Source organism: Flavobacteriales bacterium (assembly GCA_016704485.1).
Classification (GTDB): Bacteria; Bacteroidota; Bacteroidia; order Flavobacteriales_F; family PHOS-HE28; genus PHOS-HE28.
The window spans coordinates 1,149,095-1,165,026 of the sequence record JADJAA010000001.1; the positions used below are offsets into that span (position 1 = coordinate 1,149,095).

Here is a 15,932-nt window from a genome sequence, read left to right on the forward strand (position 1 = left end):
AATACTCTGGTCATACGAAGTTGATGTGATTAAGGTTTTCTTGACCCGCCAGTCCTATGGATGGGGTGGCGGCGACCATGGATTACACGCAGGACTCGGACCTCTGATCGACCGACCTGGTAGATTATCACATACGGAAATTTTTTAACCGGAGCTTGTCGTAGGGTGCCTCGAATAATTGGAAACCCGCGTGGAAAGGTTCGAATGCTGTCAAATGTTTCATCCAGTGTTTGCAAGAAAGGTGCGCCTAATCCAGGAGACTGGAGTTCATACCAAGCTTTGGCTTTTGCCATTTGTGACTCAGCAGTATCAGAGATCAGAAAGCGAATGATCATTTTCGCAACTTCCCTTCTAACCGCTTTTTCACATCACTCCACGAATGGAGCTTTTCTTCACCACTGTTAATACGCGCTACTTGCTTTTCCAGGTCCTTGATCTCGCTTTCGGTAAAATGCAATGGAGGTACTCCAAGTAATGCATGCTCTACCAATTCCAAGGTCTTCGGATCCGTTTCCGCGAGAAGCAGTTGAGCTAACTCAACTTTTTTATCCTGTAATTTACCCATGACCGATAGCTTCAAAGATAGTAGGTGGATTTCGATATTTTGGAGCTGGAACTTAGGTGTAAAAATAAGGTCGTTCTTGATCGAACGGTGAAAACTTGGATCCGGTGTCCATTTAGATCTGGATCCACTAGGATGTTCAAGAAAGCAACACCATGTAGTGTACGATGGACCGGTGTTCATTGCATACCGGTATCTTCGCGGCCGCTGAATAAGCAATTCACTATGTCCCAGAACCTTTCAGATCAAGAAGTGATCCGCCGCGAATCACTTACCAAGCTTCGCGCATTGGGCATTGAGCCGTTCCCTGCAGCTCAATTCCCGGTTACGCATACTACAGAACAAGTAAAATCCTTGGCTGTGGACGTGAATGGGGTAGAGCAGCTCGTTCTTGCGGGTCGGTTAATGAGTGTTCGGGTCATGGGTAAGGCATCGTTCGCGGTGCTGCGCGACCATACTGGCGATCAACAGATCTATGTGAACCGCGATGAGATCTGTCCCGGTGAGGATAAGACTCTTTACAATGATGTATTCAAAAAGCTTCTTGATCTCGGTGATCTGATCGGTGTTAAAGGGCAGATGTTCACTACGCAAACAGGTGAGCTAACACTGCGCGTAAAGGAATTGACGTTGCTGGCGAAATCACTTCGCCCGTTACCTGTAGTAAAGACCGATGAGGATGGCAATGTTCATGACGCCTTCGGTGACCCGGAGTTGCGTTACCGTATGCGGTATGTTGATCTGATCGTGAATCCGAATGTGCGCGAGACATTCTTGAAACGGACACGGATCTTCGATGCGATGCGTAAGGCATTCCAGACGGCTGGTTACATCGAGGTTGATACTCCGGTCCTACAAGCTATTCCGGGTGGTGCAGCGGCGCGTCCTTTCGAAACGCATCACAACGCGTTGGACGTTCCATTCTATTTGCGCATTGCGAATGAACTCTATTTGAAGCGATTGATCGTTGGTGGTTTCGAAGGCGTTTTCGAGTTCAGCAGGAACTTCCGGAATGAAGGAATGGACCGCACCCATAACCCGGAATTCACCGTGATGGAACTGTACGTTGCGTACAAAGATTACCGCTGGATGATGGATTATATGGAGGTGGTCTTCGCACACGTTGCGATGGCAGCTAATGGTTCTGAAAAAACCACGTTCCAAGGGAAACAGATCCAGTTCAAAGCACCGTTCAAGCGGATTACCATGTGTGGTTCGATCAAAGAAAAAACAGGGATCGACCCACTTGAAGCAACTGAAAAGGAGCTAGGAGAATTGTGCCTGAAACATGGCGTTGAAGTGACTGCCGCAATGGGCAAAGGCAAGTTGATCGATGAGTTGTTCAGCGAGTTGGTACAACCTGAATTGATCCAACCCACCTTCGTGATGGACTTCCCCTTGGAGATGAGTCCGCTTTGCAAAAAACACCGCGATGATGATCGCCTTACCGAACGCTTTGAATTGTATATCGGTGGGTTCGAAGTAGCAAATGCGTACAGCGAACTGAACGACCCCATCGATCAACGCGAACGCTTCGAGGAACAGATCAAATTGATGGAACGCGGTGATGATGAGGCCATGTTCATCGATCAGGATTTCTTACGCGCTCTGGAATACGGCATGCCACCGACCAGTGGTATCGGTATCGGAATGGATAGGCTTGTAATGCTTCTTACGGACAACCCTGCGATCCAAGAAGTGCTGCTGTTCCCACAGATGCGGCCGGAGAAATTCGATCAGTAGTGCTCTAGTTCACTGTTCGTTCGATCGACTCCATCACGTCACCAACCTGCAATTTCAGTACGACGTTCATTCCGTTCACGACTTCGCCGAAGCGGGTGTAACGACCGTCCAGATGCGGCGTTGCGCTGTGCGTAATGAAGAACTGACAGCTTTCCGTATCGCGACCTGCGGAAGCAAGACCGAGGGATCCAGTAGTGAATAGGTTGCGACTGATCTCCGTACGCAAAGTCCACGGCATGCCACCGTAACCATCGCCGCGCGGACAACCTCCTTGTGCCACGAAGTTCGGAACCATGCGGTGGAAGGCTTTGCCATTGTAGTATCCCGCAGTGACCAACGAATCAAATGCGAGACAACTTCCAGGAGCGCCATTGACATCCGTTGCTATGATGATCGTTCCTTTCTTGGTTCTGATCGTGTAACGTTGGCCTTGTTGCAATTGCTTTAAACGCATTGTGTCGATCGGGTGGTTGAATGCGATCACGGGGTGCTCAGGAATAGGTGCCCCATCCCGTTTCGCCGCCAACGTTGCGATCAACGACCGCGCTTCGAGATCCTGAATGGCCTTCAACGACTTGAACGATGCCATTTCGAGGTCTTTTGGAAATAGGGTTGTGAGGTCCTTAGGATGTACCACTTGCAGGTCCTCAGCAGCTGCGCTTATCAATCCGGGGTTGCCTGTTTCCATGACGGACCGGAAGAATGGTGCGGCCTCTTCTACCTGCTGGCTATGCGGGGTCGCTCTCGGTTTGTTCATCCGGGAGAGTGTTCGTTCAGCCAAGATCCGGTAGGCCGCATAGGACATTGCTGGGTGAGCATCGCTGAGCATGATCGCGTTCATGGTTGCGTCAATACCGGGCTCTTCGTCAGCGGCCATCGCTGTGAACCGGGCTGCTTCTGCATAAGGCTCACGGATCATCATCCTCCTAATGGTATCACGCGCCATCCCTTTTGTTGTGTTGTGAGGAAATAACAAGGCGTAGTAATTCAGTCGCGTTATAGGGTCGAGTTGATCGACCTGGGCTTGGATCTGCAAAAGGATCTTTGGGTCGAGCTGTTCCGCTTTTGCATCAAGCGCTTCGAGTATTGCAGTGCGCAATGTCAATTCCGGGTCAACGATGTTGCGAGCAAGTTCGTTCAATGAAATTGCATCATTGGAACTTCCCAATACCCGTGCAGCATTGACTCGCACGGCGATCGGTTGTTCAACACTTAACAATGAACGAAGCAGGTCGTCTTTTCTGGGATCTTCCGACTTAGCCAAGCCGCGTACAAGAAATGCTTTTGTATCCGAGTCCCTTTCATCGTTGATCAGTTTGAAATAGGTGTCGGAGATCCTGTTAAGCTCATTTGCATCGACTCGGCGAAGCGCATCCGCAACGCGAGCTCGGTCTTGCCCAATGCTTTTCTCCATTAGGGATACGAGCTCTTCAACACTTCGAGAGCCAGGCATGTGGTGAGCGGCCATGACCAATGCACTGTGATAAGCGCTCCGAACCATGCTGTCCGTCTCTTGCGCATAGTTGGTGGTCAATGTCGAAACGATGGTGCTATCCGCAATGAAACCTATCGCGAATACCGCCGCACTTCGAACAACTACGCTGCTGTCGCTCAGCGCGTTCAATAAACACGGTATCGAGGTGCTATCCTGGACCGAAGCAAATGCAAGCGCAGCAGCTTCACGGACCTCATCATTTCCATTGGCCAGTAATGAACAGAGCTTATCCGTATCACGGTGTTCTTGTGCTTCAAGAACCGATAGCATTTTACCACTTGCCCATTTGTTCGGAGCTTGATCCATGGATCCGGTCGGTTGTACACAACCAACAAGCAAGAGCAGTGGAATAAATAAAAGTTGTCGCATTGTTGGTTCAGGTCCTAAGCGACAAGGTAGAGTGCCTTCACTTAACCTTTGACCGCAGACCGTATGTCTATCACTTCGGCCAACGCCTTTACCGCCTTGTCGTGCTTGGTCACATACGGATTGTCCATGTCCCACACGTATCCGGCCAGCACCGAACATATCTTGTTCTTGTTCTCCTGTCCGGGATCCTTGGCAAAGAAGATCTTCTGTACCGTGCCATCATACCAGCCTTCTATGTAGGTACGGAACACGGCCACTCCGTGCAATACCACATCTACATATTCCTTGTCCCAGTTCACCTTTTCACCCTTCAATTGGCGGCTTGCAAGCTTTCCTGCGGCAGCACCCGACTCGGTGGCAAACGTTACTCCAGCTGAGAAAACAGGATCGAGGAACTCAGTGGCATTGCCCGTAAGCACATAGCCGTCTCCGTAGAGTTGTTTTACCGAGATGGAATAGCCTTCGATCTTCACAGGTTCAAAGCGCATTTCCACATCCTTGAAACGCTCACGGGTGTGCGGCTCGCTGGCAAGCATTGCGCGTAGTCTTTCTTCCTTGGTGCCTTCAAATTCTTCAAAGAACTTCGGGTTGCCCACAAATCCAACAGAAGTATTTCCGTTTGAGAATGGGATGATCCAGATCCAAACGTCCTGTCGGTGAGCAACGATCACGATCCGCTGACTGTCGTGTCCGGTAGGGCGGTTCACATCTTTCACCTGTGTGAACAGGGTGTCTCTTCGTGGCAGGGTAGATGGCACGTTGAGGTTGAAAAGGCGCGGAATGACCCTTCCGTATCCGCTTGCATCGATGATGAAACGCGCTTCTATCTGCTTTTCCTTGCCGTCCTTATCTACAACAGTGGTCACCGAGTCTGACCCGTTGAATTTGATGTCGGTAACGGTTGTTTCAAAATCGATGGGAACGCCCATTCGCTGTACCTCATCCGCCAGAACCTTGTCAAAATGGTCTCTTGGGATCTGATAGGTCCATTCCCAGCCTTTGGTGAATTGCTCAGAGAATTCAAACTCACAGCGCTCCTTTCCTTTTAGGAAGATGGCGCCCTGCTTTTCCTGATAGCCCTGTTTCTTGATCACATCCATGAACCCGGCCTCTTCAAAATGGTCCATACAGCGCGGAAGCAGGCTTTCCCCGATCACAAAACGAGGAAATTTCTCCTTCTCTACAATTCTTACTTTCAATCCGCTCTTGTTCACAAGTGAAGCGGCAATAGTGCCTGAAGGGCCGGCACCTATCACAAGTATATCTGTCTTTTCGCGTTCCATTTCTTCAGCGGTCTATAGACCCAATTGTTGATTTTGCGCGATGAATGTAGAAATGTGGCCGCGAAGTAAAATATGATTTTCGTCATATAATCAAGTTTGGCGGGAGATGGGATCTATCTCAGTAGGCGGGGCTTGGAGTATCTAAAAGTTGGTAACGAAGTGCCCATCCATAAAACAAGGCCTGTCAGCCATCTTGGATACAGATCCTTTAAGAGTTCTACTGTTGCAATAGCTTTGCAGATGTATCCTGCTCAACGATTCGGCCGTTTATTCGCTCCACAAAGTCGTTGACCTCCTATCTTCTTTATTCCAGTACCCACAGCCCTATGCAATAGAACTGCTGTAAACGCCCCTACAATGAATGAACTGCACAGCAGAATTACCTGCCATTGCAATTCGGTTCCATTGGGTACCAGCAACACTGCGAGGATCTTTTTCATTTGCTGATGGTGGCGGACCAAAGTAAAATGACATGGTCACGAGTATCTTAGCCGCTGAAATGAAATACTATTTGATATCGATCTTTACGTGCTTGGTTGTTCCGTTGATCATGTATGGTCAACTGGACCCGGACAGTACTGCCATTGCTCAAATGCGAGCCGATGTTCGTTTTCTCGCGAGTGATGCGCTGGAAGGCCGCGAGTCCGGTACACCCGGAGAGAAATTGGCCGCAGAGCATGTTGTTGAGCAGTTCAGATCCATCGGACTGAAACCGATGGGTGATGATGGTACCTTTCTTCAAGCGTTCACATTCAACGGGCAGCCTGAACTTGGTCCGGCGAATCGGTTGAATATCGGCCGTTCGGTGTTGAAGTTGAACGAACAGTTCTATCCGTTAGCCTTTTCGGCAAGCGCAGGTGTTCGTGGTAAAGTGATGAAGGTGGGTTATGGCATTGAAGCGCCGGACCTGGATCAGAACGATTATGCCAATAGCGAAACACAAGGACGGATCGTGGCGATCAATATCAGCTCGCCGGATGGTATCCATCCGCACAGCAAGTTCTTGGCTTACCATGATCTGCACGCACGCGCAGAGAAAGCGATCGAGAAAGGTGCGATCGGTGTGTTGTTCTATACCGATGATCCGGATGTTGAAGTGCCATCCGAAGAACTGAATGCAAAGGTCACGGCATGTAAGGTTCCTGTCGTTTTTGTAAAGGGTAATTTGCACATCGACCTGATCGTGGACAATAACTCCTGCGTGATCAATACGGATATTCAGCGGCCCCAAATGACAGCATACAATGTTGTTGGACTCTTGGATAATGGTGCAGAAAATGTTGCGGTGATCGGTGCTCACTTCGACCATCTTGGCTGGGGCGATGAAGGGTCGTTGTATCGCGGTGAGCGGGCGATACATAACGGTGCGGATGATAATGCGAGCGGCGTGGCAACGATCATTCAGTTGGCCCGTGACCTTAAGAAGATGGAGAATGCGAAGGCCAACGACGTGCTGTTCATTGCCTTCAGTGGAGAAGAAAAAGGGCTCTTTGGATCCAACTATTGGACGAAGCACCCAACGATGCCAATAGAAGAATTGAACTATATGATCAACTTGGATATGGTTGGCCGGTTGGACACTTCCGGCGTGATCGGCATCAATGGTGTTGGCACTTCGCCAGCATGGGCCGATGTGGATAGTTTGGCAGCCGGGAATTTGAGAACAAAGACAACGACAAGTGGTGTCGGACCAAGTGACCACACAAGCTTTTACTTACAAGGGGTCCCTGCGATCCACTTCTTTACTGGTACGCACGAGGATTATCATAAGCCAAGCGACGATGAGGAAAAGGTCAACTACGAAGGCATGGTGCGTGTAATGCGTTACATCGAAGCACTTGTAGTGGATCTGAATGATAATGGGAAATTGGAATTCACGAAAACCATCGATACGGACTCTGATGATGTTCCCCGTTTCAAAGTGACACTTGGTGTAGTTCCGGATTATTTGTTCGATGGAAAGGGTATGCGGATCGATGGTGTTACGGAAGGCAAGCCTGCCTCGAATGCTGGCTTGCTGACCGGTGATATCGTGATCAAAATGGGACCGGTCGATGTGACCGATATGATGAGCTACATGAAAGGGCTTAGCGTTTTCGAGAAGGGAGATACAGCACCAGTAACAGTGGTGCGTGATGGAAAGGAGATCGAAACGAATGTTACGTTCTAATGGCGGAACAGCGTATTGCCGTCATCGGCGCAGGTAGTTGGGGCACAGCATTGGTGAAGTTATTGTCAGCGAACAGTGAACGCGTGGGTTGGTGGGTGCGTCGGGCTGAAACGATCAAACACATCAATGCCTACGGACATAACCCGGATTACATCAGTGCCGCCCAATTCGACCCTTCCCGATTGGCCATGGATACGGATATCCGCAGTGTTGTGCAAAGTGCCGATGTGTTGATCCTCGCGGTGCCAAGTGCATTCCTCAAAGCAATAATGGACCTGTTGCAACCAGGTGATCTAAAGGGGAAGACCGTTTACAGTGCAGTAAAAGGGATCGTTCCGGAAACGAACCAGATCGTAGGTCAATACCTCTTTAATGAATTCGGTGTTGCTGAGAATGACTTTGGAGTGATCTGTGGTCCGTGCCACGCAGAAGAGGTGGCCATGGAACGACTGAGCTATTTGACGATAGCGTGTCAGGACCAGAACAAAGCAAAAGCAATGGGCGATGCGTTGAACGGGCGTTTTATGAAGACCACGCTAAGCGATGACATCTATGGAACGGAATACGCTGCGATCCTGAAGAACGTGATCGCTGTATGCGCCGGGATAAGTGTGGGTCTTGGATATGGCGATAATTTTCGTGCGGTCCTTGTGAGTCGGGCCATTCAGGAGATTGAACGTTTTGTCGCTGCTGTGCATCCCATCGCGCGCGACATCAACGAGCCGGCATATCTCGGTGACCTGTTGGTAACCGCCTATTCAACCTTTAGTCGCAACCGCGAGTTCGGGAATATGATAGGTCGAGGATACAGCGTGCGGGCTGCCCAAATGGAAATGAACATGGTGGCCGAAGGATACTACGCGGTTAAATGTGTGTATGCGATCAATGAAAAATACGGCGTGGACATGCCCATAACCGAAGCGACCTATAGGATACTTTATGAGAAGATGGCGCCTATCATTGAGATGCGTTTGTTGAGCGATAAATTAGCGTAATGCCTCTACTTCGCTTTCATTGGGATTTTTTCGGACCGGATGCACAAACGACCGCCGAACACTTTTTGAAACACGTGGACACTTTTTGCATAAAAGAAGGAGTGGCGGAATTCGATCACTGGACGACCGATCGTACAGTGCGTGTCGAAGCAACGCTCGAATGTGATGCAGAGCATATGCTGTTGATCCGTGATGCACTGAAACCTAAACGCGCGGAACGTGTTCTTGAGTAGATCCGATCAGCGTATGAAACGTACAGTGTTGCGTTGATCGCCCTGAACGAGATCCAAATAGTACACGCCGGCCGTTAGGTCCTTGACATTCTCAATGAATTGTTGTGGCCCACTAGGCACACGTGCATTCAGAACGGCCCTGACCAATTTACCAGTGCTGTCCAGAATATTCATTTCCACAACGCCGTTCGAGAGCAGATCGACGTTGATCAGAAGCTGATTTCCCTCGTTGTTCAAGGAAACCGTTACTGACAACGGATCCTTTTCTTGATCAATTATTCCGGCATTCACATCGCGCACAAGCAACACTCGGAAAACGCGGGTGCTTGCAGCACTTTGTGTTCCAGTATTGATGAAGAAGATATTGGCTGCACTACTCTCTATTCCACCGATGATGTGTCCTGCAAGAACAGTATCAGCAGAGAGTTGGTCCAGATCAATAATGCTGTTGAACATGATCGGGATATTGGGGTCCGTTATGAACTCCGAACCTGCTCCGAGCAATGCTGGCATACTACCAATTGAAGTTTCCACCATCGCGCCGGATCCATTCCGCTGTACACTACTGATCGTGTTCACGAAAGGGACTTCCGTATCATCCCAAAGTTGACCGCTCGAATCAAAGTAATAGCGCCCGATACCTCCGAAGAATACCGTTGACATCGTATTGCTTGTCGCCGAATACATAGGGAGGTGCGCCGTATGATATTGGTTCAGTAGTTGCTCGAAGACCGGTGTAACGGAATAGCCGGATGAGGTAATGTCCACCGTGTTGAGCCATGGGACATTACTTCCGTATTGGAACACCCCTGAGAATGCGGTAAAGCCTTGTTCGCTATTTGGAAAGATCTGTGGTACTAGATTGTAATCACGACGATGTAGTTCAAGTGTATCGGTCGTTTCCGTGAACCCGATAATGTTCATGCTTGACCCGTCGTCGTCAATACCGAAACGGCGTATCGCATTGGTGTATTCCTGGATAAAGCCTGGTCCGAAGTCAGGACCCATAGGATTGTATCGCCCCATGAACCGCTGGCCGCCTACCAAATAGAACTCGTCGTTAAGGAACCCCAAGTAGCCTCCCGTAACGGCCATTCGATCGTCGGTCGTTTGTCGGAAAAATGCGTTCGGTGAGTTTCCGTTCTTGATCGCGTTGATCGCATTTGGTACGTTCACGGCAGTAAGTTGACTGTGCGTAATATGGTCATTGGCTGTAGGCGAGAAACCATATCCACCGATGATATACAGTGTGTTGCCCCGTTGATGGAACTCGAGGTTGGTGCTCTGGAGTTGTTCGAATAATGCGGTCGGTAAGGATGAGAGATCAGCGCTCCAGACCTCGTTCGTGACCGGGTTCAAGACATACGCCATCGTATTGTTCGCAGATGCTAGGAACGCGGCGAATGGTTGGCGTTGGTGCAATCCATCGGTTCGTCCACCGATGACCAACCACTCACCATTGTGTTGGCCCCAAGCGAATGAATGAATACCCGGCATATTGGGAATGGTGATTTCTTCCAACACCACATTCCTATTGCCAACGTGCTGCGAATACGCGTTGGCATATAGAAGAACGAACATGGAAATTGCGAAGTACCGATACGTCATGTTCAAGGGTTTGAACAAAGTTCGTTCGGCAGTTCCGCATAGAATGTGAGATTGATCACAAAGCCTGTGGCTTACTTCATCGACCAACGCGCGATCTTTTCTTTCGACGTTGTGTAAGGCGGATATTGCAAGCCGTGTTCGATGAGTGTACTTGAGTCAACGATCGATTTTGTGTGGGAGAACGTATCGAAGCCGTACTTGCCGTGATAACGACCCATCCCGCTTGTCCCAATGCCACCAAAGAGCAATTCGTCATTCCCGAAGTGAAGCAAACAGTTGTTGATGCAACCTCCTCCGAATGCGATCCGTTCGCTGAAATACTGTTGGACTTTTCTATCGCTGCTGAAAATATATGTGCTAAGCGGGAACGGATTACGCTCAATATGTTCAAGTACTTCTGCCTTTGCTTGCCAAGTGATCACTGGAAGTATTGGGCCGAAGATCTCTTCTTTCATGACGCTGTCATCATGGGTTACGCCGACAAGCACTGTCGGAGCGATGTAACGGTCTGCACTATCCACTTGACCTCCTATAACGGTCATGCCTTGACCCATATAGCCTTTTAGTTTTTCGAATCGTGCAGCGTTGATGATACGCCCATAGTGCGAACTTTTCTGTGGATCAGTGCCGTAGTATGTGATCAGAGTTCGTTGAAGCAATTCTAAGAACTCATCCTTTCGGTCCTTGTGGATCAACACATGATCCGGTGCAATGCAGGTTTGCCCGGCGTTGAAGAATTTGCCCCATGCAATACGCTTAACTGCGATCTTAAGATCAACTGTACGATCAACGATGGCCGGACTTTTACCACCAAGTTCCAGCGTTACAGGTACGAGCTGCGGCGCGGCCATAGCCATGATCCTGCTACCTACACCAGGACTTCCGGTGAAGAAGATATGATCGAACCGGAAGCCTTCGATCAGTTCAGGAACAATGATCTTTCCCTCTCCTTGTGTGACGGCGACATGCTTAACGTCAAAAACAGAGGAGATGATCTTAGCTGTTACCGCCGCAGTGTGCGGGGTCTCTTCGCTGGGCTTTATCAAGGCGCAATTCCCCGCTGAAATAGCAGCGATCAACGGTTCCATGACCAATTGAAAGGGATAGTTCCAAGGCGCGATGATCAACACAACGCCAAGCGGTTCCACCCTCATCGAACTACTTGCAACTTGCAGGGACAGTGGAGTTGAGACCTGTTCCGGTCGCATCCACTCCTTTAAGCTATCAAGTGCGTGCTGTAATCCTTGATACACAGTACCGATCTCGCTAATGAACGCTTCGAAAGGCGGTTTGCGAAGGTCTTTGTGCAATGCTGCAAGCAACTCATCTTCGTGGCACCGGATCGCAGTTTGCAGATCTTTTAGCGCTTTTCTTCGAACTGCGAACGAACGCGTAGCACCACTTTTAAAGTACGCGCGTTGATCTGTAAGTCGTTGAAGGGTCATGGACCTGTCAAATGCGGGACTATTCATGGATACAAAGGTAGCTTGGCTGCTAAGCGGCAAGAATGAAGTCAGTTCCTTCGGTTAATCCACGAGAGACAAGGAATGCAGCGATCTTATCCCCCGTACCGCGCTGGCTGATGAAGGAGATGATCAACGCTTCGCCAGGTCCTGGTAATTCATTGTGTAGGATGAATCGGTATCGGGGTAGCACGCGTTCACGAACATCGGTGAATGCTGAAATAGGGATGCCTTCGTGTTCCAACATTCGAGCGCGAGCCTTGCAAAGCGTGCTGGTGCCTGCAATGATCACAGGTCTGCCACTTGGAAATTTTCTTCGGTACCAAGCTGCGATCCATTTGGCTTTCGTTGTAAAGAATGCGTCCACACTGTAATTGGAATGTGTTCGGCTTGAACGTTGCGGATGATCGTTCCATGTAAGCAGTTCATCCGGTAGTTTGGCGAAGCGAACACGGTGATGCATCCATCGCAACCAGAGTTCGTGGTCTTCAGGTAACGGGCCAGTATCGTATCCACCGAACTGCTGTACAAGATCGTGTCGGAATAGAACCGAAGGGTGCGCGACAGGTGCATCCACGAAGCGTTTCAAATAGTGCTCGCGAGGAGTTATGATCGCGTTCTGCCAATTCACATACGCCTCCATTCCACGGTTGTTCGCGACAGTTGAAATGAAATTCGTTCGTGTTCCAACTACGCCTATCTCCGGATGCGTGTCCAGGAATTCCACTTGTTTCTGAAGCCTTTCAGGCTGTGCAATGTCGTCGGCGTCCATGCGTGCGATGTAGCCCGCCTTCGCGTGTTCGAGACCCGTGTTCAATGCGTGTGCGATCCCGATAGTTGGTTCGCGGACCAACCGAATTCGCTGATCCTTTTTGCACCATTCTTCTGCAATGGACGTACTCGTATCCGAAGACCCGTTATCGATCAGGATCAATTCATGATCCAAGAAGGTTTGGTCGATCATGCTGCGGAAAGCACGTTGCAGCGTGGAAGCGGCATTGCGAAAAGGAAGTAGGATCGAGACTTTCGTCATGATCAGCCCGTCATCAAACCCTTCAGAACAACCTCCGCTTTTTTCTTTCCGATCTCCGCGATCACATCTTCAGGCATCGCTTCTTTGACCCCCTTGATGCTCCCGAAACGCGTTAGTAATTTCTGTGCAGTTCCGGGTCCGACCCCTGCGATCGCCTCCAACCCTGTTTTGATAACGCGCTTGCTGCGCTTGCCGCGATGGTGTGTAATTCCAAAGCGATGAGCTTCGTTGCGCATGTGTTGGATCACACGTAAACTGATGCTGCGTTTATCAATATGTAAAGGGTATGGATCACCGGGAAAGTAGATCTCCTCCAACTTCTTCGCAATGCCAATGATTGCGATCTTGCCACGCAGACCTAGGCGTTCCAAAGCATTCATGGCTGCACTCAATTGACCTTTTCCGCCATCGATCACGATCAATTGGGGCAGGGGTTCATCTTCCCTGATCAACCGGATATACCGTCTCTCGACCGCTTCTTCCATGCTGGCGAAATCATCCGGACCTTCGACCGTCCTGATGTTGAAGTGCCGATAATCCTTCTTGCTCGGCTTGGCATTCTTGAACACTACACAAGCGCTTACCGGATCGGTACCTTGTGTATTGCTATTGTCGAAACACTCAATGTGAACAGGCAGTTCACTTAACCGCAGATCCTGTTTCAGTTGCTCAAGTATCCGGTTCGTCGCCGCTTCTGGATCAACAAGTTTTTCTTGCTTGCGCTTGTCCAAGAGGAAGTAGCGTGCATTCCTTTCGCTCAGATCCAACAGAGACTTTTTATCACCGCGTTGCGGAACAGTGAACGTGATGCCCGGCATTTCAATTTCAGGGTCGAAAGGAACGATGGCTTCCGGTGCGTCGCTGTGAAAACGTTCGCGTAATTCAGCGATCGCCATTTGCAAAAGCTCGAGAGGCTCTTCCTCTAACTTCGACTTTAATTCAACCGTAATGCCGTTGATCACAGCACCGTCGATGATGCGCAGATAGTTCACACACGTGCCACCTGCATCAGCAGCCAAGGAGAATACATCCACATCGCCGATATCCGCATGAACAATGGTGTTCTTAGCCTGGTAACGCTCCAGTTGTTCAGCCTGCTGCTTGAGCTGTTCGGCACGTTCAAAGTCCAGCGCATCGGCGTGGACATTCATTTGTTGGCGAAGCATTTGCGCTACTCCTCGCGTGCGTCCTTTTACGATCTGCCGGATCACTTTTATATCTTCGTTGTAATCCTCGATCGGTTGCAATCCTTCGCAGGGGCCTTTGCAATTTCCGATGTGGTATTCCAAACAACGTTTGTATTTGCCGCGCTCAATGTTCTTTTCGCTGAGATCATAGTTGCAGTTGCGCAACTTGTACATCTTGTTCACCAGTTCTACAACAGTGTGCATCACGCGGCTACTGGCGTACGGACCGAAGTATTCCGACCCGTCCTTCTCCGGGTTACGCATGCCTTCCACGCGCGGGAAACGTTCGTTGCGGATACGGATCCAAGGATAACTTTTGTCATCCTTGAGCATGATGTTGTAACGCGGTTGATGTTGCTTGATCAGCGAATTCTCAAGTAGCAATGCATCGAACTCCGTGGCAACGACGAACACTTTTACATCCACGATGTTGGCCACAAGTTTTGCCGTCTTGCCGGTCTCGTATTTCTGCTTGTTGAAATAGCTGCCGACCCGGTTACGGAGATCCTTGGCCTTGCCGATGTATATGATCCGCTCACTGAAGTCGAAGAACTGATACACCCCCGGCTGGTGCGGCAGCAGTCGAACTTTTTCGCGGATATCGAGGTCAGGCATAGTTGATCGGACGATAAGGCAATAAGATGATCAGACAACGCCTCGATCCTGCTAATTGCTGGTCAACGATTGACTGAGTGAAATGCAAAGATCGTGTGTTCAAACCATACCGTATGGTAAGCGCGGATTAACTTGGCCGTCCAAGTTCCAGAACACATGAATTTCACCGCACAACAGATCGCTGAACTTTTACAAGGTTCCGTTGAAGGCGACGTCAACGCGACCGTTTCTTCGCTCTCAAAGATCGAGGAGGGTGGTGCCGGATCGCTGAGCTTTTTGGCGAACCCAGCCTACGCACAATACATCTATGCCACAACCGCTTCCGTAGTTATCATCGGAAAGGACTTTCCACTTACTGGACCGGTGAACGCCACGTTGGTACGAGTGGCTGATGCGCAAGGCGCTTTCGCAAAAGTGTTGGAGATGTATAATACCATCAAGTTGAATAAGAAAGGTGTTTCAACGCAGGCGGCAATTGCGGACTCAGCTACGATGGGTGAAGATTGCTATGTGGGTGCATTGGCATTCATAGGTGAGAACGTGAAGATGGGAAAGAACGTTAAGATCTACCCGCAATGTTTCGTGGGAGATAACGTGACGATAGACGACAACACAACGCTGTTCGCGGGAGTGAAGATCTATTCCGATTGCACGATAGGGAAGAACTGTATCATACACAGTGGCACAGTGATCGGTAGCGATGGATTCCGTTTCGCAATGGGACCCGGTAGTGGACAGAAGATCCCGCAGATCGGAAATGTGGTGATCGAGGATGATGTGGAGATCGGTGCGAACTGCGCGATCGACCGCGCTACGTTGGGTTCAACTATCTTGCGTAAAGGCGTGAAATTCGATAACCTGATCCACATCGCTCATAACGTAGAGGTTGGCGAGAACACCTACTACGCGGCTGGCGGAGTAGTAGCAGGTTCAACCAAGATCGGTAAGAACTGCATGTTCAGCGGGCAGGTGGGGATCATCGGTCATTTGAAGATCGCGGACGGTACGATCATCGCAGCGCAAAGTGGGATCAGCAAGAACACCAAAGCAGGTGAAAGCTATATGGGTTCACCGGCCTGGGAGGCGAGTAAGTACCGCAAGAGCTATATCCACTTCCGCAACTTGGATAAGCTTGTGGAGCGGATCGAGGAACTCGAAAAAAGGAACAACTAGACC

14 protein-coding genes are annotated in these 15,932 nt (G+C 49.8%); 5 read left to right on the forward strand and 9 right to left on the reverse strand.

Translation table 11 applies throughout. The features are described from left to right. Positions 1–29 precede the first annotated feature (29 nt). Together IPF95_04870 and IPF95_04875 are read right to left on the reverse strand one after the other, a co-directional pair. On the reverse strand, positions 30–335 hold the full coding sequence (locus IPF95_04870; GenBank protein ID MBK6474024.1) for a type II toxin-antitoxin system RelE/ParE family toxin: 306 nt from the start codon (positions 333–335) through the stop codon (positions 30–32). Then, positions 332–565, reverse strand: coding sequence for a hypothetical protein (locus IPF95_04875; protein ID MBK6474025.1), 234 nt, complete (start codon positions 563–565; stop codon positions 332–334). Before IPF95_04875 ends, IPF95_04870 begins: the two co-directional genes overlap by 4 nt. Positions 566–787: 222 nt before the next feature. On the opposite strand from IPF95_04875, the gene lysS reads away from it, so the two are divergent. Continuing rightward, entirely contained in the window at positions 788–2,305 is a 1,518-nt protein-coding gene (gene lysS / locus IPF95_04880) for a lysine--tRNA ligase (protein ID MBK6474026.1), read from the forward strand. 4 nt (positions 2,306–2,309) lie between these two features. Here the strand turns inward: lysS and IPF95_04885 are convergent, their stop codons facing one another. The 3 genes from IPF95_04885 to IPF95_04895 all read right to left on the reverse strand — a co-directional run bounded on the left by IPF95_04885 (position 2,310) and on the right by IPF95_04895 (position 5,892). Further along, on the reverse strand, positions 2,310–4,169 hold the full coding sequence (locus IPF95_04885) for a peptidylprolyl isomerase (protein MBK6474027.1): 1,860 nt from the start codon (positions 4,167–4,169) through the stop codon (positions 2,310–2,312). A 41-nt stretch (positions 4,170–4,210) separates the two neighbouring features. Further along, positions 4,211–5,452: a tryptophan 7-halogenase gene (locus tag IPF95_04890; GenBank protein MBK6474028.1), complete on the reverse strand. Its 1,242-nt coding sequence runs from the start codon at positions 5,450–5,452 to the stop codon at positions 4,211–4,213. A 251-nt stretch (positions 5,453–5,703) separates the two neighbouring features. After that, positions 5,704–5,892, reverse strand: coding sequence for a hypothetical protein (locus IPF95_04895; GenBank protein MBK6474029.1), 189 nt, complete (start codon positions 5,890–5,892; stop codon positions 5,704–5,706). A 791-nt stretch (positions 5,893–6,683) separates the two neighbouring features. On the opposite strand from IPF95_04895, the gene IPF95_04900 reads away from it, so the two are divergent. Genes IPF95_04900 through IPF95_04910 form a run of 3 tightly spaced genes read left to right on the forward strand, consistent with a single transcriptional unit; the run spans position 6,684 to position 8,850 of the window. Further along, the gene (locus IPF95_04900; GenBank protein ID MBK6474030.1) at positions 6,684–7,622 is read left to right on the forward strand and encodes a M20/M25/M40 family metallo-hydrolase; all 939 of its coding nucleotides are present in this window, start codon (positions 6,684–6,686) and stop codon (positions 7,620–7,622) included. After that, entirely contained in the window at positions 7,622–8,617 is a 996-nt protein-coding gene (locus IPF95_04905; GenBank protein ID MBK6474031.1) for an NAD(P)H-dependent glycerol-3-phosphate dehydrogenase, read from the forward strand. Before IPF95_04900 ends, IPF95_04905 begins: the two co-directional genes overlap by 1 nt. Then, complete coding sequence (locus IPF95_04910; GenBank protein ID MBK6474032.1) at positions 8,617–8,850, forward strand: hypothetical protein; 234 nt, start codon at positions 8,617–8,619, stop codon at positions 8,848–8,850. Before IPF95_04905 ends, IPF95_04910 begins: the two co-directional genes overlap by 1 nt. Before the next feature lie 6 nt (positions 8,851–8,856). Here the strand turns inward: IPF95_04910 and IPF95_04915 are convergent, their stop codons facing one another. The 4 genes from IPF95_04915 to IPF95_04930 form a co-directional block, all read right to left on the reverse strand. Further along, a complete protein-coding gene (locus tag IPF95_04915) occupies positions 8,857–10,458 on the reverse strand; it encodes a T9SS type A sorting domain-containing protein (protein ID MBK6474033.1) in 1,602 nt (533 codons plus the stop codon). 71 nt (positions 10,459–10,529) lie between these two features. Beyond that, the gene (locus tag IPF95_04920) at positions 10,530–11,903 is read right to left on the reverse strand and encodes an aldehyde dehydrogenase family protein (GenBank protein ID MBK6474034.1); all 1,374 of its coding nucleotides are present in this window, start codon (positions 11,901–11,903) and stop codon (positions 10,530–10,532) included. Between the two features lie 49 nt (positions 11,904–11,952). Further along, positions 11,953–12,954, reverse strand: coding sequence for a glycosyltransferase (locus tag IPF95_04925; GenBank protein ID MBK6474035.1), 1,002 nt, complete (start codon positions 12,952–12,954; stop codon positions 11,953–11,955). A 2-nt stretch (positions 12,955–12,956) separates the two neighbouring features. Then, positions 12,957–14,756 carry an excinuclease ABC subunit C gene (locus IPF95_04930; GenBank protein MBK6474036.1) on the reverse strand — a complete coding sequence of 600 codons (1,800 nt, stop codon included), beginning with the start codon at positions 14,754–14,756 and terminating at the stop codon, positions 12,957–12,959. Positions 14,757–14,912: 156 nt separating this feature from the next. Between IPF95_04930 and lpxD the strand changes: the two genes are divergently transcribed. Next, entirely contained in the window at positions 14,913–15,929 is a 1,017-nt protein-coding gene (gene lpxD / locus IPF95_04935; protein ID MBK6474037.1) for a UDP-3-O-(3-hydroxymyristoyl)glucosamine N-acyltransferase, read from the forward strand. Positions 15,930–15,932: the final 3 nt, after the last annotated feature.